Consider the following 18,861-nt stretch of genomic DNA (forward strand, 5'->3'; position numbering starts at 1 on the left):
AACGGGGAAAACGGGAATAACGGTAATCACGGAAACAACGGGGAAAACGGGAACAACGGTAATCACGGAAACAACGGGGAAAACGGAAACAACGGAAATCACGGAAGCAACGGTACGAACGGAGATAACGGAAGTATCGGAGATAATGGATCAACTGGAGACAACGGAAGCGTTGGGGAAAATGGTTCTAATGGAGACAACGGAAGCATTGGGGAAAATGGTTCTAATGGAGACAATGGAAGCATTGGTGATAATGGTGGAAATGGTGACGATGGAAACATTGGAGACAATGGCGGAAATGGTGACGATGGAAGTATTGGAGACAATGGCGGAAACGGTGACGATGGAAGTATTGGAGACAACGGTGGAAATGGTGACAATGGAGATGACGGCGTAAACGGTGACAACGGTGACAATGGTGAAACTGGAGACAACGGAGACAATGGCGACAATGGTGATGATGGAGATAATCCTCCTGAAACAAAAGAAGAGAAGAAGCCAGAAGAAAATAAGCTGAAATTTAAGCTAAGACCTCTTGCTCTTTTTGATATTGATGGGATTATGAGAGTTATCAACCTAACTCCAGAGTTGAAAGACAAGGGTTATGCTTCGATTAATACTTTCGAAAATGGTTTCCAAGTTCAAAGATATAAGATGATCCTTGGAGGATTAGGGGCACAGTTACAATTTTTCTTTGAAAATGGAACTGGCCTTAGAGAACTACTTGGTGGGGCAATTGGACTTGCACCAATGAAGTCAAGAACTGCTGTGTTCAATTACTTTGTAAATGATCAAAAAGAATTGAATGTCATTGAAAGAAAAATCCCATGGAATGCTCATGATATTAATGAGTGGAGAATTGGAGATAATGCATACTTCGAAACAACTGGTGGTATGTTCTATATTGGTAGTATCGGGTGGAGTGTTCTCGCATCTGGTATGACTATGATTGATCAAGGTGCATGGAGAGTGTACGTTGAAAAAACAGATCACGAAAAAGTATTAGTATCTTTTAGTAGAGCTGAATTGAAGTCTAGAAGTACTTTTAATGGTGTAATTGTAGGAAGTGCTGTAGCAACTAAATATGATGATAAAGGTGCTGGGTTCTCATACGAAATGGATTTAAGTGATTTTGAAACAGCGAGAGCGTACGAAGACTTACTTAAAGGTAACGTGGCCCAAGTTCAGAAAATGTCTATTGAAGAATTCAACCCATTCGTGGAAGAAGTTGATTCATTCAATTACTTAGTAAAAACAAAATCTAAGTCATTTGTATTTGGTATTCCATTTATTAACGTAGCAAACTCACAAGGAAGCACTTATAGCTATCAGAATATTGATAGCACTAAAGAAGGTTTCAAGACAGTTTCTGAATATGGAATCTACTTCAAGTCATTAAATGGTCGCTTGATTACAAGACACACAAATATGGCCAAAGTATTCAAGTCAGGACTTGCTACGACAACTAAAGAAGGAAAACTTGTAGCTAATGATCACTTATCTCAACTTGAATGGTTTTATGAGAAAGATCATGCAAAAGGTCACGACCTTGATAAGGCCCTAAGAATTCTTAATGAAGATACGGGGATCAAAGTTAACTTAACTGCTCCTTCGAGCTCTGATCTATCATACTTAACAGTTAAACTTGCTGTTAAGTCTGACATGAATTTTGCTAAAGCGATGAGCTCTTTATCTAAAGGTAAATCGCTTCAGGTACTAAAAGTAAATGCAAAGGCAAATATTGCGAAGTACTTTAGCAATGGTGACAAAGATAACCTATGTAAGGGTGTAAATAACGTTGTTGGTTGTAAGTCACATTATGAAAATGAAACAATGTCGGCCCTTAATGAGATTGCTTCAACTGGTAAAGCATATGGTAATGTGAAGTCGAAAAACTTTACAAGTGAAACTGCTAAACTTGGTAAATTGATTTGGAAAAACAGATTCGTATTCCAAGCAGTGACAGAAAAAATGGCCCTATGTGGAAGCCAGCTTGATCTTCAGGTAGCAGGGGAGAAGATTTCCAACTATCAAACACAAAGCTTATCAGTGTACAATGAAGAGAAGTGTAACTAATTAGTTCCAAAAGAAGGGCCTTCGGGCCCTTTTTTTTTGTGTGGAGTTTATTTTGTTAAAAAAACTATTTTACCTAGATTATCGTTCATTGGCGTTCTTTAGACTTTTTGTCGGTATCATTCTTGTTTTTGACTTTTTAAATAGGTTTAAATTGATTGATGCTTTCTATGTTGATACGGGTATTTTGTCTCGAAGTGATTTCATTTCAAATTTTGAAATTTCATGGAAAATTAGTTTACTAAACTTAAATGGTACTCCATTTTTTGCCAATCTCTTGGCCATTATTGGGGTCATTGCTTCTTTGTTCTACACAATGGGAATGCGAACCAAGTTTTTTGGATTTGTCGCTTGGGTACTTCTTTTATCATTTCAGAATCGCTTTCCTGAAGTTGCACACGGAGGGGACAATCTTCTTCGAATTCTTCTTTTTTTAAGTTTATTTTTGCCAATTCAATTTAAGTATAGCTTTGATAAAGTATTTTCTGAACTTCCTGAAGTAGAGGACAAGTACATGGGGATACCTGCGTTCTTTGCTTTTCTTCAAATATTTCTGATGTACTTTTTTACTTTTGCTTATAAGTGGCACCCATCATGGTTGTCAGAACTTGATTCAGTTTACTTAGCAATGAGTTTAGATATTTTTACGACACCAATTGGAAAGTTCTTATTGAATTTTCCATTCATAATGAAAGTATTGTCATTCATGACTTTGTGGATTGAAGGGCTCGGGCCATTACTTCTTTTTATACCAGTACGCCAAGGTTTCTTAAGATTGTTGGCCATCTTTTTATTTCTTTCTCTACATCTTGGGATTCTATTAACATTGGAATTGGGAGTCTTTCCTTGGGCGTGTTTTGCCATTTGGATTGTTATTCTACCAACTGAATTTTGGAATGCTCTAGGGCATCGTTTTCAGATGAAGAAAGACGAAAATTATGGGGTTCTTTATTATGATAAAGAGTGTGGATTTTGTAAAAAATTCTGTTGGTTGTTAAGAGACTTTCTTCTAATACCATTTCTTGACGTTAAAAGTTCACAGGAAAGTAGTGAGGCCGAAAAAATCATCTTGGAAGAAGCTTCTTGGGTATTAATTAAGAAAAATGAAAAACTCTTAAGATTTGATGTTTTAATTGAACTCATTAGCTATTCAAAAATTTCATTTCTTTGTCCAATTTTGAAGATTGGATTTATAAGAAGTTTAGGGAATATTTTCTATAAAATTTTGTCTAAAAAAAGAATGAGCTATGGGGTATTTATTAATACTTATTTGAAAACAAGTCCTAAAAAAGAAGGACTATTATCAAAAGCATTAGTCATCTATTTTATGCTCTTATCTACTGCCTGGAACTTTGAAGGATATTTAGGCTCAGATAAGTTCGATGTGAGTACACCGTTCACCGAATCTGTTTTTCTGGTTGGATTAAACCAGCAGTGGAATATGTTTGCCCCTAAGCCAATGAGAAATGATGGATGGCCAGTTATTGAAGGATTACTTAAGGATGGAACTACTATTGATCCATTCTTCAATAAGCCTGTTTCTTTTGAAAGACCAGAGGAATTGAGAACTACTGTTGATGGTACTCAGTGGCGAAAGTTCTTTTTAAATCTTGCTAGTAATAATAAGAATGCTTATCGTTTGAGGTTTGGAAGATATATTTGTAGGGAATGGAATAAAACTCATGACAATAAATTGATGGAATTTACTATTTATTTTATGACTGAAACAACGCCTTATGATCCAAATGAAGAAGTTCAAATAAAGAAGCGTGCTTTATGGAATCATTATTGTTTTAAGAAATAAAAAAGCTCCCAAAGGGGAGCTTTTTTTATCTTTTACTTGCTTCTTTAAGAAGATTCTTCGCGATGATCATAATCATAACTTCATTAGTTCCTGCACCAATTTCGTTAAGTTTATTATCTCTCATCATTCTCTCAAGAGGGAACTCTCTTGAGTAACCGTATCCACCGTGTAGTTGGATAGCATCAAGAGCAATTTTTGTCGCCATCTTTGGAAGTGCAAGTTTAACTTGGGCCGCAACTGTTGCACCCTTGTCACCTTGGTCATAGCGATATGCTGTGTTGTAAAGAAAGCTTCTCATCATTTCGACTTCAGTTGCCATCTCTGCAATCATTTTTTGAATTAATTGGAAGTTTCCAATCTCTTGGCCAAATTGCTTTCTTTCAGTAGCATATTTCACACACTGATCAAGACAAGCTTGAGCAATACCTAGTGAGATACCAGAAATTGTAATTCTTTCGATCTCTAGGTTTTTCATCATATGATAAATTGAGTCCCCAACGTTACCAACGAGATGATCTTTTCCAACCTTTGCGTTATCAAAAATAAGTTCACCTGTTGGAGATGATCTCATACCCATTTTGTGAATAGGCTTTCCAACTTCAAAGTGACCTTTTGATTTTTCTAGAATGAATGTCGAAAGATTTTTTCTGTCGCTTCCTGTTCTTGTATAAACGTACGCGATGTCAGAGAACTGAGCGTTTGTGATCCACATTTTTGTACCATTAAGTAGGTAGTGGTCACCTTTGTCTTCGGCCTTCGTTTGGATACCAACAGCATCTGAACCGTATTCCGGTTCACTCATTCCCATACAACCGATGTGTTCACCAGTAATAAGTTTTGGAAGATATTTAGCTTTTTGTTCGGCACTAGCGTTGTTTTGGATATTGTTCACACATAGCATTGAGTGAGCAAGATAAGAAAGAGTTGAACCTGCACAGGCCTTTCCAAATTCTTCCATTACTATTGTTGCTGCAAGAGCACCCATTCCTGCACCACCATATTCTGGGTCAGCAGTAATACCAAGTACGCCAAGTTCTCCCATTTTTTTGAATGCATCAATGTTGAACGATTCGTCATGATCGTGCTTCTCTGCAAAAGGAGCTAGTTCATTACGAGCAAAGTCGCGACAAACGTCTTGCAGTTGTTTTTCTTCTTCTGTGAAATACCACATAACTCTTTCCTTTTAGCTTCTTTATATTTTCTTTAAATATGAAACGTGATTCCCGAAATCTTATAGCAGATGGAAATCTTTTGCGCAAAAATAATGCGTCGCAATTACTCCTTAAATAAAGTAAGGAACGCTTTACATCATTTTTTCAATACTGCTAGAATGAATAAATAAGGATAATCATGGAAGAAATGACTATTTTGTGCGGAGAGAAATTGAGTTTAACCACACCAGTCCCTAGAGACAATGATGTCGTCTTTCCCGGTGAGAACTGGTTTTTCTATTGGAAAACTGGAGCTTCATTGTGGGAGGCAAAACTGCAAGAATGCCCAATCGTTGGTAAAATATTAGTACCAATCAATTGGGCCTTTCATACTGATACAGGCGATCAATTCGACTTTGCTGATCAGCGCCCTGAAACAGATCTAAAAAAACTTGTGCAAATTGCAACTAAGTTAGGACGAGAAGTCGTCTTTCTTCTACCAATTTCGCCGGCGCCATTTTTGTTAAATGGTGGCGTACCTCACTTATTGTCGCGCTCACTGGCCATTAGTGATGATGGTCTCGGGTATTCAATTCTTGATTCTGAAAAGAGATTAAATAAACTTTACTCTTTCTATGATCCAAGAGTTTTTCAGGCCTATGCTAAGTTTGTGAAGGCGTTAGGACATTATTTTTCACAAAAAGGTATTGATAAAGATATTTGGGGTATTGAGTGTGGATATATGGAAGAGGGTCAATTTAAGACTTATTTCCAAGATTCATCTCGGGCCTTTGAGCAGGCCTTTGGTCGCTTTATACAAGCTAAGAAAGAAGAAAAGCGTGAGGCCGATCCAAATGATGACACCCCACTAATAAGTGGGATTGAAGATGAAAAATTTTTCCGTCATGAGTTTAAAAATACTATTCGCAATTTATATTTAGACTCTGCTAAGGCGGCACTGAATGCAAATTGGGAGGGGGATTTAAAATATTCTTTCCTCTCAGGCGATAATGAAGAATTTTTTAATAGATTAACTGATCACTATTCTCGTAGAGAGTATTCAGAACAGTTATTTAATGCATTATCTCAAGGTATTGTTTCATCATCTGTTCTTATTCCCGCCAAGAGTAAAGGACATATTCTTGAGCGCCAGATGGAAGAGCTGGTTGTTCAATCACTGTCGCAAGTGACTTTTACTGATCATCTTTATGATGAAGACAGCAGTGCTATTTTTAGACCATTCTCATTTGTTGAAGTTTATCAAGATCTTGAAGGATACAATATTGATAAGACTTGGCAGCAAAATGGATTGAATGCCTATTTAAAAAGAGACTTCCTAAGAACCTTTACCATCAGAGATAATAAAAAATTCTCTTGGGAAAAAGGGGAACTCTCTGGAGAGGGAATCCATGTTGTCAGTGGAAGAAGCTTCGATACAAAAAGTTTTCATAGTGTTTTAAAGTTATTCATGAATGGTGGAAAAATCATTATTGATACAAGTGCCATGAATGAAGATTTTAAACGAAGATTAGAATCATTCTATTTAGAGAACTCACTTAATCTTGAAAAACTTAATTATGTAACAAATGTCCAAAATATTTCTCTGGGTGAAGGTCGACTTGTACTTTTGGAAGGAGATGTTTTATCTGGGGTTTCTTTTGATAAACAGCTTCATTTTTGGGAACGTATTTTTACGACATTTTCTATTCGTCATTTGAGAATTCATGATGAGTATGAAGTTGATTTCTCATGGAGAAAAAGAGCAACTTCTGCTTCTGAGTTAAACTACGAAGAAGTCAGAAGATTGTCATTCTATAATGGAACTTCTTATAAGAAGAAAATGAATTTTCAAGTTCCAAAAAACTTTGTTTTAGTTCGTGTTATTGATCAAATCAATGTGAAGGTTGAAACGACTTCGCACGTTGTTCAAGTTGAGATGTTGCCTGGTGCATCTGTCTCTTTTGATTTTGGAATTTATTCTTAAACTTCGGAGAATGAGTGGAAAAAGTATTTAAAGAAGGTGTTGTTGGAATATATCAAAATCAATCTTACTCAGTTGAGGAAGGATCTTTTTATTACCTAACACATTTATTCGATGAAAAAGGTCATCTAGATTATGATCAAATCGTACAATTATATAATGACCAATATACTCATCCTTGTCATGGGCGAAAATCTATTGGTCCATTTGAGAGCTTAGATGAGCTGAATAAGTTTTCATTTAAACTTTGTGAAGAATTTGATTTCTCATTTGTCTCATTAATTTCATCTGGCGAATATAACGCGGTTTTAGAAAGTGTTGTTGATAAAGATGAACTTCTTACAAAACTTGTTCAGAGCGGAAATGTTTTAGAAAATATTGATCGCGGAAAGAAAAGTATCTTTAAAAAATTATTTCATTAATTTGTTTCTGAAAATTGGTACCGGAAAAAGGGTAGAATTTCCGGTACCGAAGAGTAGGTGGTGTGTCGACGCTAATGAGTAGGGCTTATTAGCGTCGATAAACTAATTATCGGTGAAAACTAAAAAATAATAAAGAGAGGAAAAGCACAAAGCGCTCCGTTTAGGTGAAACTGTTCCCTTTGTGAAAACATCTACCGATTCTTCAAGTGATTTGGACAAATTTTCAAGTAAACAGGCCCTAGTTTCGTCGTTAGAGGAATTACAATGACATCAAATTGTGAATCGATTGAAATATTTTTTTCATATTTAGGAATGAGCATAGGCAATTTGTATCCATGCTGATTTAGTCCCACTTTGGCCGCACCAAAAACGATGTTTACAAACTCACTTGCAAGGTCAGAATTTTCACTAGTGAGTTCATCGAATACAAGACCAGTCATGTTTTCATAAATATTTTTATACGTATCGAGAGGAAAAGAAATATAAAATGTCCCAGTAAAGAATGGAGACTCAATGGAAAGTTTTCCACGAATTCCAATATTTAATTTTCTAATTTGATTAAAGATAAATGGCCTAGAGCTTGTGACATCTCCATCAGTCCATTGTTTAAATGTATCAATGGCCGCTTCAATGAAATATCTCATGAACTCTGTATCAACATTATAAATTTGTTTTTTTCCACCTTCAAAGCTAGTTAAAACTCCATTTATATTTTTGGACATTTTTTCGATACTAGCGGGTAAAAAAACGGGGCTCAAATTTGGAAAAGGAAACTCATCAAGTAGTGGTTTCATTTCTTTAAAATTACTCGAGCCTAAAAAAACAAAAACCTTTTCTTTGTAATTCGTTGTTGCCAGCGTACTAAGGACTTCGCGCAATTCATTGGAACCAAAAGTATCTTCTATATAAAGAAGATCAATTTCATTGTTTTGGAGATTGCTCAAAAGATCTGAAGAGTTTGTATAGGTAGTAACACTCGTATCGTCGTGAGTACTCACTTCGTCTTTGAGTTTAATTAAAAAGTCTCCATCTGGAGCTGCAAGTGTAATTTTTGTCATATCTTATTATATGAACAATTCACTTTACTTAGACATAATAATGAACTCTATAAGTCTTTGAAGTTGTAGTGATTTTTAGGGAATTGAGTGAGCCTTGAGGTCCACGGTGAGCGCCTTGTGATCTGAGCCATATATGTGGCCCCAAACTTTTGAATTATCATAACTCATATTTCTTACAAAAATATAATCTAAGGCATATCCAAAGGTCTTAGTTCTGTAGTCCTTTTCTCCAAAATTGATAGCTTTAAGTTCAAGTTTACGAGTGACATTAAAAAGGATTCTCTTTTTTGCTGGTGACCAAGCATTGAAATCTCCTGCAAAAATAACAGGTCCTCTGTGGGATTTTATAAATGTTGCAAGATCATCTAATTGTGTTTTTAAATCAATTGGAAGTACGAAATTAATCGCATGAATATTGATGACTAATAAAGAGTCATCTCTGTTTTTTAAAGCATACTCAGTCATAAGCGCCATTTTAGGTGTTTCTGTTATGGGCTCTAAAATTTTAGAAGGTCTTGCTATTACTTTAATTGCTTTGGCCTTAGAGCCAGTGGCGACACCCGTTTTCACTTTTTCCCTAGCATAGATAAAGTTTGTTCCAGTTTGATATTCCATTTCGGAATTTTCTAGGAAGCTTGATCGCATTTTTTGATTTAAGTACATCTCTTGGAGAATAAGAATATCGCGATTGTCGCTTAGTTCTTGAAAGTCTTTGGACCATGATTTTTTTTGTCCCTTGTACATATTCCATACGAGAATCGAGATATGATCGGGGTCTAATTCTTCTTGTGCGCTCGCTCCAATTTGTTCGACTAGTTTGTTGGCCTTAGGGACTTTATAATTTGACCATCCTGCATAAGTTGGAGCAGAAAGAGTTAGAGTTAAGAGAATTGATTTAAGTAAAGTCATGGCAATACTATAAAGTGATAGAGAATTTTGCTAAAGGGTTTGGGAACAAATTACATGAAGTGTGTTTAGATATGTGACAGTTTGAGAAGTAAAAAAAAGGGCAAATTACTGAAATTATAATACCAGTAATTTAACCCCATTCTTTTAGATAGTTTTTAGGTCCACAGTCATGGCCTTATGATCAGATCCTTCGATTTCGCCCCATACTCTTGAATTATCATATTCAAGACCACGAATAAAAATGAAGTCAATAATACGACCAAAAACACGCATGCGATCATCTGAAGCGGGATCAAATTCTACAGTTTTAAGTCCAAGCTTTTTCACGATATAGAAAAGAAGTTTTTGTTTTTGAGTAGACCAAACATTGAAATCCCCTGCAAAAACAACTGGGCCGTTGTGCTTTTCAATAAATGAAGCGAGGTCAAAAAGTTGCACAGAAAGTTCAAGTGCAGTTACAAAATTAATAGCATGAATATTTATAACCATTAATTTATCGTTACGACCTGCAAGACTATATGTTGTGATCATGGCCATTTTTGGCGTATTGATTACAGGCTCTCTTACTTTTGATTGTCTCGGAATGATTTCTTGAGCTTTCGCTGTCGATGCATTAATAACACCTGTCTTGGCGTCATCTTTCACATAGATAAAGCTTGTACCCGTTTGAAATTCAATTCCCTCTTGTTCAGAAAAAGTGCTTCTCATTTTTTCATTCAAAAACATTTCTTGAAGTAGAAGGATGTCTTTATTTTTACTTAGCTCCAGATAATCTTCTTTCCAAGTTTCATTTTGTCCTTTGTACATATTCCATACGAGAACTGAGATATGATTTGGATTGAGAGAGTCTGTTGAAGGGTGTCCAAGCGTTTCAACAAAATCACCATTTTTTGGGACTTCATAGCTTGGCCATGCTGCGCTTGCAGAGAATGATACTAGAGTGAACCCTAGAATCAGGGCGTTAATTAAATTCCTTTTAATTTGCATATTAAGATCCTTCTTAAATTGTACTTATATTAGTTTGAAGGATTTGAAATTGTTCTGGCAAATAAAAAAGTGGCGAATATCCACAAAGAGAATGAGGTTGTGACTCAATGTCACAACCTCAATTGATTAACCGTTAACTGTTTTATTGAGGTGATGTGTCATTCTCTTGAGAGAAATAACTTGTGCTTTCAATTGTTCAGCGGTCGTCGCAGTATCTTGAGACATTGTACTATTTTGCTGAGCAACAGAGTCTAGCTCCGTGACAGCTAAATTAATCTCTCGTACTCCATTAGACTGTTCAGTACTGGCCGTAGAGATTTCTTCAACCATGTCACTTACTTTATTAACATCGCCCACGATTTGATTGAAAACATTTAAGCACTCTTCTGCAATTCCTGTTCCCGATTTCACTTTTTGTTCACCATCGGCCACAAGTTTGCTAATTTTTTCTTTTGAATTTTTGATCGTGCTTTCTACTAGTTGAATACTTCGGTCAAGCATTTCTGTAATCTCATTGGCCGAACGACCACTCATAGTTGCAAGATTTCCAACTTCTTCCGCAACCACGGCAAAGCCTTTGCCTTGCTCTCCCGCGCGTGCGGCCTCGACTGAGGCATTGAAAGAGAGTAGTTTTGTTTGGAAAACGATATCATTGATGACTTTTGTTTTATCGCCAATTTCATTAATGACACGAACGATATTTTCAATTTCTTTATTACTTTCATCAATTTGATTAATGATCTCTTCGTTACTTCTTGCGATATCTCTAATTGATCCCATCATTCTATTGATACTATCTTTTCCGACATTTACTGAGTTTTGACTTTGATGTGAAATTTCAATTGATTGTCTTGCATTAGAAGCATTTCTTTCAATCATTGCACTTGTTTCTTCAATTGAAGATGAAGTCTGTTGAAGGGCCGATGCTTGTTGGGTTGTACTCGAAGATAGGGACTCGCTAATTGATGAAATCTTTTTTGCAACTTCATCAACGTGATTCGCTTCAGATTGAAGATCATTACTAAGATCTGCAAGGGTTTTACTTAATCTGATTGAAAAAGTCATACTGAAACCGAGAGCAATTGCGATGATGATCGCCAGACCTGAAAAAATTTTTACTTTTGTCTCGTTGATTTGTTCTTGGATTGCACTAATATAAACACCTGTTCCGATTAGCCAGCCCCAAGGTTCATAGAATTTCACGTAAGATATTTTATCTTCTGGCTCTTGACCTTTTTTTCTTTCAAATTGGTAATCGACATAGCCATCACTCTTGGCGTTCGCAATGGTAATGAAATCTTGCATGTAGTTTTTTCCATTAGGATCTTTAGAATTTGATCGATCAACACCTACAAGCTCTGGTTTTAGACCATGTGCCATTCCTACACCTTTGTTGTCGTAAGCAAAAAAATAGTCACTGTCTCCATAGCGGATTTTTCCAAACATTTTACGAGCGTCAGCGATTGCTTGCTCTTTTGTCATGTGTCCATTTTTAACTTGATCTTCAAGTTCAGAGAGCATTCCAATAACAATATCGACACCAGTTTTAATTTCAACTTTCTTTTGTTCCACAAAGAAGTTTTCATAGGTAGGGAAGACATAAAGAAGGAGACCAAGAATAATTGGAATGAACCCGGCGAATACCATTGCAATTAACTTGAATCTTAAGCTTTTGAAAGACATTTTGAGTGGCCCCTTTTAGTGAAAATTACTTTATAGAAGCTACTCGGCAGGATTTATTTAAGGTCTAAGTTAAATATTTCTTAATTTAGTAAAAAAAAAGTTAATTACATGATTGGATAATGATTCCTGTTTTCTTGTGATCCAATTCTAAATTAACCGCTTTTTTTTCTTCAATACTTTTCATCAGGCATTTAGACAATTTTTCAGGGGCCTTTAAAACTGCTGCATGTTCAGCAAGTCCTACGCTAACAAATCCTTTTTCAGGATAAGGGCCAACATGTAAAACAAAAGCGCTCAACTTCTTTGATTCTTTTGAAAAAGTACAAAGAGAAGTGAGAGTAAGTGCTAAAATTATAAGTATTTTCATAATTATTTTCCGTAACCTTTATATTCAAGCATTGTTGAATTAGCATGTTCCATTCTTTTTTCTTCTGTCTCAAATGTCCTTAGAGTTGATTGAAACTCCGAAGGCATATATTCATCAGTAGAGCTAAACGCAAGGGATGTCCTATTTAGATTAACGCTGTTAACAGGGTAGGGAAAACCTGTTTTTTGAACTCTTAGTTTTGAAATTTTTTCGGCCCATTCATCAGCAGTCGTCGGTTTGTCTGAAACAGAAGGATCGATGACCATTTTTTTTATCGTACCATCTTTCATTTTTACATTTAATGAAGGGGCGACGTGAAAGTTCCAGTTAATCTCTCCATCAGGAGTTGTAACGCCTAGACTTCCTTTCGCCCAGGCCTTTTCAACATAGATTCCTTCCTTTTCAAATTCTCTGGCCATAAGGTGAGCTCTTGCATAGCAGCCATCGGCCTTGAAATTCCAAGCGATATTGTCCATTTTGATTGCTTTGTTAAAAAGCCTATTAACATCATCTTCGGAGATTGTTTTTTGTTGTTCAGCAATGAAAGCCCCGCGCTCTTTTAATTTTCTATAGGCCTCTGGGTTATAATAGGTTCCATTTTGAAAACAGGCAATTTCTGGAACAGCATCACCATTGATATAAAAATTAAAAAGACCATCATTCATAAAAGTTACATATTCTGCAACTTTTGCATTACTCAATTGTTCTGAAAATTTTTCTTCAGCATTTTTAAAAATCTTTACATCACTTGGGTTACAAATTGTTGTGGCGTAAGCAATCATTGTTGAGTAGTGGGGCGTAGAGGCTTTCTTTAAGTGGGCCGAATAGCGCTTCATCTGAGCTGGGATGAAGGAATCTTTTGAGAGTTGCGATTTCTCATTGAAGTTTTCAAATGGATTTTGAACTTTTGGACCACGCGTATCGTGAAGAAAAAGTCCTGGAATATTGCTTTGGATAAATGAGATGTTTTGATCGTTTTTATATTCACCATTATTAAAGTTAATCACATCAGCAAATGAACCAGGTTGATTGTCCATTAATGTATAGAAATCTTCTTTGCCAGGACTTTTGCACTTGAATATGGGACATTTTAAATGAGAGCCAGGACCTTGATAGAACTCTTTTTGATCAGCTGCTAGATGGGAGTATGTTGTCTTAATTCTTTCGCAGTTGAGAACTTTTCCAGATTCAAGAGATACTTTTAAAGAGTTTGTATTCAGCTCTTTGCCATATTCTTCTTGAAGAGTTTCCAATTTTTTAATGAAAGCATCTCTTTTTTCTTGGATATCCGCAGGAAAATTTTCAACACCCATGGCAGAGTTTTCAATAGACATGATGATTGAAGTAATACCGTTGGCATTATAAGAAATTGATTTTTTCCAATTAGGTGTTTCAAAGGTTGTATTGGTGGGTTCAAATGATGTTTTGAATACAGTCTCATCACCAATCACAACTTCTGAAACATTTAGTTGAGTGACGCTTTTTCCTTTCAGGGCCACGGCCGTGAAACCAAACATATTACCAAGAACCATGACTTCGTCTTTGCCATCTTTGCAAAAAAGAGTGCTGGATTCTTTGTGGGCCTCACAGTTATTTAGCTTTTTACCATCTTGCAAAGTAATGGATGAAGCATGGGCCACTGTGATTGTTGAAAAAAGGAAAAGAAATAAAAATAGTTTGGTTGTTTGTTCTCTCATAGACCTTTTTCGTCATTTTAGGGGGATGGCCTAAAGATTATATCACGACTTGGTGCAAGAAACTTGTTCATACCCCCTTCACGGCCGTGGTATATTGAGGTAAGTAAGGGCTTGAATTTACAATGAGGCAGACTGTGAAACCAAATTTAGAAAAAAGATCCCTTTATTCTTTTACTGTAGAAGAACTACGTGACTATTTTAAAGAGAATGGTCTTTCAAAATTTGTGGCCGATCAGATCTACGATTGGGTTTATAAAAAATCAGTCTTCGAACCAGAAAACTGGTCGAATATTTCAAATAAAGTAAAAACTTTTTTAAATGAAAATCTACTTCTTACTTTGCCAAAAATTGTTTGGGATGGTCACTCTGTCGATGGAACTCGAAAATTTCTTGTGGCCATGAGTGATGGTAAGACAGTTGAGACCGTTGCTATTCCTGCTAAAAACGATCGTCTCACGTTATGTGTTTCTTCTCAAGTTGGTTGTGCCATTGGATGTACATTCTGTCATACAGGTACAATGGGATTAACTCGTCACCTTGATAGCTCGGAAATTGTTGGGCAGTTCTTAACTGTTACTCGCTTTTTAAAAGAAAAAGTAGGTGAATCGGAAAGGCTGACAAATATCGTCTATATGGGACAAGGGGAGCCACTTCATAACTTTGAGCATGTTAAGAAGGCCACACAAATCTTCATGGAAGACAAAGGATTAATGCTAGGACAAAGAAAGATTACTCTTTCAACTTCTGGGCTTGTTCCTCAGATTGAAAAGCTTAATGACTTTCCTCCAGTTAACGTTGCAATCTCATTGCATGCGGCCCACAACAATATTAGAAGTGAGCTTATGCCGATCAATAAGGCCTTTGATCTTGAAAGGCTTTTGAAGGCCATTAGAACGATCAATCTTAAAGCACACCGTTGGATTACATACGAGTACATCCTAATTGCAAATTATAATGATCGTCCAGAGGATATCGAGGCCCTTGGTGAGCTTCTTGATAAGAAAGATTCAAAGATTAATCTTATTCCTTTTAACGAATATCCAGATTCGAATTTCAAACGTCCGAGTGATGAACGTATTAAATGGTTCCAAGATCAATTAATGAAAAGGGGACTGATTACAACGGTAAGGACTACTAAAGGCGCAGATATTTTAGCGGCCTGTGGGCAGCTAAAGAGTGAGATGGAAGATAAACTGAATCTTTGGGATTAGTTTTCTTCCATTAATGGCCATTCCACAGCTTTTTTCTCGGTCTTTTTAGGAGTAGGTGCAGAATTTGAAGATGGACTTCTTTCAAATTCATCATCTTCTGAGGCGATAAAGCGCTCTTCTGGCTCTTCTTCCACTCTAAAATTAGAATCCCATTTTTCTTGTTTGGGCTCACTTGTGACGCTCCACTCTTTCTTAAGCTTTACATCTGGAGCTTTGTATTGCGCCCAAGAGCTTGAGACAAGAAGTGTCAAAATGAATAATAGGGCCTTTTTCATGGTTTTCCTCCGTTTCCTACCTTCGTTTCGACATTTTTTAAGATTTACTTGAGGCCTTTTGTTTACGAAATTCAATGTTTTTGGGAAGATATAGAAAGATTTTTTCAAATGGAGTTGAAAGTGAATACAAAAAACCGCGCAGTTACTGGCGTCTTAATGATGGTGGCCCTTTTCTTTGTGGTCCTGATGATCTTTGCCGCCTATACAATGAAAGTTTTTAAAGATGAAAATGATCTAGCTGGTCTTTCGACTAAGCAATCACCAATCGGTGTAATCGAAGTCAATGGCGTGATCATGGATTCGAAAAGTACAGTTGAACTTCTTCATATGGCCGAAAAAGACAAAACAATTAAAGCAATCATTCTTAGAATTAATTCTCCAGGTGGTGCCGTAGGTCCAACTCAAGAGATTTATGAAGAAGTGAGAAGAATTGATGAGGCCTTTGATAAAAAAGAAGAAAATGGAAAACCAATCTATGCAAGCTTTGGATCAATTGCTGCAAGTGGGGGTTACTATTTAGGTTCAGGGACTCGTCGTATTTATGCATCAGCAGGAACTCTTACGGGATCAATTGGTGTCATCATGGAGTTTATGGATCTTTCAAAACTATTTGAGTTTGCGAAAGTGAATCCAACACCACTGAAAGCTGGTCGCTACAAAGATGTTGGACAGCCATACCGCCCAATCACAGAAGAAGAGCGCTCAATGATGGGGGCCCTACTTGATGGTGTTCATGAACAATTTATCAATGACATTCTAAGAACGAGAAAAGAAAAAATTAAAGGCGATATTAAAGAACTTGCTCAAGGGCAAATCTTCTCTGGAGAGCTTGCTGAGCAATACGGCCTTGTTGATAAGATTGGAAGTCTTTGGGCCGCAGGTCGTGAAATTCATCAAGAGCTCGAGCTAAAAGGTGAATTCTCTCTTAGATATATTAAGAAGAAAAGCAAACCATCTCTATGGGATTACTTAGAGAATATTGAAGAGGCCACAAGCAATTTGAATTTAAAAGGGCTTGTTCACGGCGCTCCCGTACTAATGTTTAAATAAGGATTTAGAATGAATTTTGATCTCTTGATCAATTGGTTACAAGAACATTTGCTTGCAGTTATTGCTGTCGTGAGTATGCTTGTACTTTTTTATCACTACCTAATCGAGAAAGATACAGGAGTAAAACTTTCGAAGAGATATCGTAACTCCATTTATGAAGCTCAATCGAAAGTCTTTTTGAATGCTACTCAATATCTAATCTCTGGTAATAAAGATCTTGCGATTAAAGAATTTTTAAATGCTGTAGATATTAATAGAGAGACTATCGAAACATACTTTGCTCTTGGTGGATTGTTTAGAAGTAATGGTGAAATTGAAAAGGCCATCTCTATTCACCGCTCACTAATTGCGAGAGAAAATATTAATGAATCCACAAGACTTCGTGCCCTGAAAGAATTGGCCGTTGATTTTGATAAAGGTGGATTTGTTGATAAGGCCATTGAAACTTATAAAGACGTTCTTCGTATTAATAGAGATCAATATGAAGTAATTCAATCACTATGTAGAATATATGAAGATATTGGAGAATGGGATCAGGCCTATAACTATAGAATTATGCTTTCTAAAGTCGGACATGAGAATCAAGGTGAGACGATCTCTCATATTCTTGTTCAGAAGGCCCGCGCCCATTTTGAAAAAGGTGAATTCTCAAAATGTAATGAAGATTTAGATGATGCTTTTCGTTTTGCACCGTCTGTTTCAGCGAAGATTTTACGTTTACGCCTGATGATCCAAGGCGGAGATCTTGAAGGTGGGAAATCATTATTATTAGAACTTCTAAAAGAACATCCGATGTATGCTTCTTTTATCTTTGAATCTCTTGAAGAGGGATTTAGAGGGGCGGAAGAACTAAAAGATGAATACTTTACGCGTTTTAAACTTCTTCGTGATTTCTTTTTAGATATAGATGACGCTGAACTGCTAGCGGCTCCATCAGTTATCTTGTCAAAAGTTCGTCTTTTGAAATCAGATGGAAAAACGGGGAGTGCTTACGAAGTAATGAATAAGTGGATGGAAAAGAATAAAAATCCATCTGAAGTTATGAAAGCAGAGTATGTGAAACTTCTTATTGAACTTGAAAAGACAAGCGAGGCCATGGTTCAAACAAAGAAATTATTAGATGGTCTTCACCAGTCACTGACAAAGCACTTTTGTCGTGAATGTGGATATAACTCGGATGAAATTTTTTGGCGTTGTCCTCAATGTCACCAATGGGAGACAATCCAATTTAGGTGGAAAGTTTAAATGAAAGGAATCATTTTATCTTTACTATTAATGCTATCTCTTGAAGGTCATGCCCAAACAAAAGTAACGACTAAAGTTGCTAAACTTGGTTATGTTTCTTCAATGTTTGCCCAACTTTATAGTGGCCCAAATAGAGATATGGAAATCTACACCACTTTGGAGTGTGGTCATCCAGTTAAAATTCTTTCTCGTTCAGATGGAAAAACTGAAGAAATGATTTTTGGTCGTGGGTGGTATTTGATAAAAGCGGCAGGACATGAAGGATTTGTCCAAGCTCGTTTTGTTAGTGAATCAAAAGTAACAGATTGTTTTAACCAACAATATCCAAAATATTATGATGCCCTCAATCTTACTATTTCAGAAATGTACTATTGGGGTAGATTGAAGAATGTGTACAATTACGGAGAGTCCAAAGCAGTAGGAGACAATCTATGATGAAAATCCTCTTACTTACTTTATTACTTGCCAGTACACATGCTCAAGAAGTCGATAATGAGTTTGTTGATTTTTCTAAAATTAAAAATGTCTTAAAGCAAGATGGTCTCGATGAAGTGGCCAAGAAAAAGACATTAGATGAAAAGAAAAAGAAAGAGCGTGAAGTTTCTAAAATGCAAAAGAAATATGACATGCCTAGAATTGAAGATTTCTGGGGTTTCATGTCTGAGTATTGGCTTGTTAAAAATGCTCCAATTTTAAAGTGGGACTTTAAAAAAGCGGATTACGGAGTCGATGAATACTTTGGGGCCTTCTTAGAAAAATTTGGCTTTAGAGGTGTGAAGTACCGTATCCTTTATTTAGATGCTCCGGTCATTACCCACATGGCCCTACCGGCCAATGAGAAAGAATTGATCTTTTTGATATCAGTGCCGTTTATCAGAACACTAGATCTTTCAAAAATTGAAATCTCTCTTTTGATGTTTGAAGACTATATTCGCTCAGAGTATGGTT

General features: G+C 36.3%; 17 protein-coding genes. 9 read left to right on the plus strand and 8 right to left on the minus strand.

The features are described 5' to 3' along the window. Positions 1-2,076 (plus strand): collagen-like triple helix repeat-containing protein (locus M899_RS17575; protein WP_021270543.1); only part of this gene is annotated, 2,076 nt, incomplete at its 5' end. Positions 2,077-2,128: 52 nt separating this feature from the next. Beyond that, entirely contained in the window at positions 2,129-3,877 is a 1,749-nt protein-coding gene (locus tag M899_RS05995) for a membrane protein (protein ID WP_021270533.1), read from the plus strand. A gap of 25 nt (positions 3,878-3,902) precedes the next feature. On the opposite strand, the gene M899_RS06000 is transcribed toward M899_RS05995, so the two are convergent. After that, the gene (locus M899_RS06000; protein ID WP_021270528.1) at positions 3,903-5,048 is read right to left on the minus strand and encodes an acyl-CoA dehydrogenase family protein; all 1,146 of its coding nucleotides are present in this window, start codon (positions 5,046-5,048) and stop codon (positions 3,903-3,905) included. A 212-nt stretch (positions 5,049-5,260) separates the two neighbouring features. Here M899_RS06000 and M899_RS06005 point away from each other — a divergent pair, with 212 nt between their 5' ends. Both M899_RS06005 and M899_RS06010 read left to right on the plus strand, forming a co-directional pair. After that, positions 5,261-7,012 (plus strand): hypothetical protein, encoded by a 1,752-nt coding sequence (locus M899_RS06005; protein WP_155897113.1) that lies wholly within the window; start codon positions 5,261-5,263, stop codon positions 7,010-7,012. Between the two features lie 14 nt (positions 7,013-7,026). Next, complete coding sequence (locus tag M899_RS06010; RefSeq protein ID WP_021270544.1) at positions 7,027-7,431, plus strand: hypothetical protein; 405 nt, start codon at positions 7,027-7,029, stop codon at positions 7,429-7,431. Between the two features lie 191 nt (positions 7,432-7,622). On the opposite strand, the gene M899_RS06015 is transcribed toward M899_RS06010, so the two are convergent. The 6 genes from M899_RS06015 to M899_RS06040 form a co-directional block, all read right to left on the minus strand. Then, positions 7,623-8,489 (minus strand): chemotaxis protein CheX, encoded by an 867-nt coding sequence (locus tag M899_RS06015; RefSeq protein WP_021270538.1) that lies wholly within the window; start codon positions 8,487-8,489, stop codon positions 7,623-7,625. A 75-nt stretch (positions 8,490-8,564) separates the two neighbouring features. Continuing rightward, a complete protein-coding gene (locus tag M899_RS06020) occupies positions 8,565-9,398 on the minus strand; it encodes an endonuclease/exonuclease/phosphatase family protein (RefSeq protein ID WP_021270530.1) in 834 nt (277 codons plus the stop codon). A gap of 144 nt (positions 9,399-9,542) precedes the next feature. Continuing rightward, a complete protein-coding gene (locus M899_RS06025) occupies positions 9,543-10,385 on the minus strand; it encodes an endonuclease/exonuclease/phosphatase family protein (RefSeq protein WP_021270529.1) in 843 nt (280 codons plus the stop codon). Positions 10,386-10,511: 126 nt separating this feature from the next. Then, the gene (locus tag M899_RS06030; protein ID WP_021270537.1) at positions 10,512-12,068 is read right to left on the minus strand and encodes a methyl-accepting chemotaxis protein; all 1,557 of its coding nucleotides are present in this window, start codon (positions 12,066-12,068) and stop codon (positions 10,512-10,514) included. 100 nt (positions 12,069-12,168) lie between these two features. Continuing rightward, complete coding sequence (locus M899_RS06035; protein WP_021270536.1) at positions 12,169-12,435, minus strand: hypothetical protein; 267 nt, start codon at positions 12,433-12,435, stop codon at positions 12,169-12,171. A gap of 2 nt (positions 12,436-12,437) precedes the next feature. Further along, positions 12,438-14,132, minus strand: coding sequence for a protein-glutamine glutaminase family protein (locus M899_RS06040; RefSeq protein WP_021270541.1), 1,695 nt, complete (start codon positions 14,130-14,132; stop codon positions 12,438-12,440). A gap of 134 nt (positions 14,133-14,266) precedes the next feature. Here M899_RS06040 and rlmN point away from each other — a divergent pair, with 134 nt between their 5' ends. Beyond that, positions 14,267-15,343 carry a 23S rRNA (adenine(2503)-C(2))-methyltransferase RlmN gene (rlmN, locus tag M899_RS06045; RefSeq protein ID WP_021270532.1) on the plus strand — a complete coding sequence of 359 codons (1,077 nt, stop codon included), beginning with the start codon at positions 14,267-14,269 and terminating at the stop codon, positions 15,341-15,343. On the opposite strand, the gene M899_RS06050 is transcribed toward rlmN, so the two are convergent. Next, positions 15,340-15,618 carry a hypothetical protein gene (locus tag M899_RS06050; RefSeq protein ID WP_021270539.1) on the minus strand — a complete coding sequence of 93 codons (279 nt, stop codon included), beginning with the start codon at positions 15,616-15,618 and terminating at the stop codon, positions 15,340-15,342. The genes rlmN and M899_RS06050 overlap by 4 nt on opposite strands. Positions 15,619-15,738: 120 nt before the next feature. Between M899_RS06050 and sppA the strand changes: the two genes are divergently transcribed. From sppA to M899_RS06070, 4 genes are all read left to right on the plus strand, one after another. Continuing rightward, on the plus strand, positions 15,739-16,668 hold the full coding sequence (sppA, locus tag M899_RS06055) for a signal peptide peptidase SppA (protein WP_052610318.1): 930 nt from the start codon (positions 15,739-15,741) through the stop codon (positions 16,666-16,668). 9 nt (positions 16,669-16,677) lie between these two features. Continuing rightward, complete coding sequence (locus M899_RS06060; protein WP_021270540.1) at positions 16,678-17,913, plus strand: hypothetical protein; 1,236 nt, start codon at positions 16,678-16,680, stop codon at positions 17,911-17,913. After that, positions 17,914-18,348 carry an SH3 domain-containing protein gene (locus M899_RS06065; RefSeq protein ID WP_021270534.1) on the plus strand — a complete coding sequence of 145 codons (435 nt, stop codon included), beginning with the start codon at positions 17,914-17,916 and terminating at the stop codon, positions 18,346-18,348. It abuts the gene before it with no gap. Beyond that, the coding region (locus M899_RS06070; protein ID WP_021270531.1) for a hypothetical protein at positions 18,345-18,861 on the plus strand (517 nt) is incomplete at its 3' end. The genes M899_RS06065 and M899_RS06070, both read left to right, overlap by 4 nt.

It is taken from the genome of Bacteriovorax sp. BSW11_IV (assembly GCF_000447755.1).
Lineage (GTDB): Bacteria > Bdellovibrionota > Bacteriovoracia > Bacteriovoracales > Bacteriovoracaceae > BSW11-IV.

Coding starts and splice junctions, on each gene's coding strand:
- M899_RS06065 (WP_021270534.1), top strand. CDS start 17,914: ATGAAAGGAATCATTTTATCTTTACTATTAATGCTATCTCTTGAAGGT.
- M899_RS06015 (WP_021270538.1), bottom strand. CDS start 8,489: ATGACAAAAATTACACTTGCAGCTCCAGATGGAGACTTTTTAATTAAA.
- M899_RS06020 (WP_021270530.1), bottom strand. CDS start 9,398: ATGACTTTACTTAAATCAATTCTCTTAACTCTAACTCTTTCTGCTCCA.
- M899_RS06000 (WP_021270528.1), bottom strand. CDS start 5,048: ATGTGGTATTTCACAGAAGAAGAAAAACAACTGCAAGACGTTTGTCGC.
- M899_RS06040 (WP_021270541.1), bottom strand. CDS start 14,132: ATGAGAGAACAAACAACCAAACTATTTTTATTTCTTTTCCTTTTTTCA.
- M899_RS06025 (WP_021270529.1), bottom strand. CDS start 10,385: ATGCAAATTAAAAGGAATTTAATTAACGCCCTGATTCTAGGGTTCACT.
- M899_RS06035 (WP_021270536.1), bottom strand. CDS start 12,435: ATGAAAATACTTATAATTTTAGCACTTACTCTCACTTCTCTTTGTACT.
- M899_RS06050 (WP_021270539.1), bottom strand. CDS start 15,618: ATGAAAAAGGCCCTATTATTCATTTTGACACTTCTTGTCTCAAGCTCT.
- M899_RS06060 (WP_021270540.1), top strand. CDS start 16,678: ATGAATTTTGATCTCTTGATCAATTGGTTACAAGAACATTTGCTTGCA.
- M899_RS06030 (WP_021270537.1), bottom strand. CDS start 12,068: ATGTCTTTCAAAAGCTTAAGATTCAAGTTAATTGCAATGGTATTCGCC.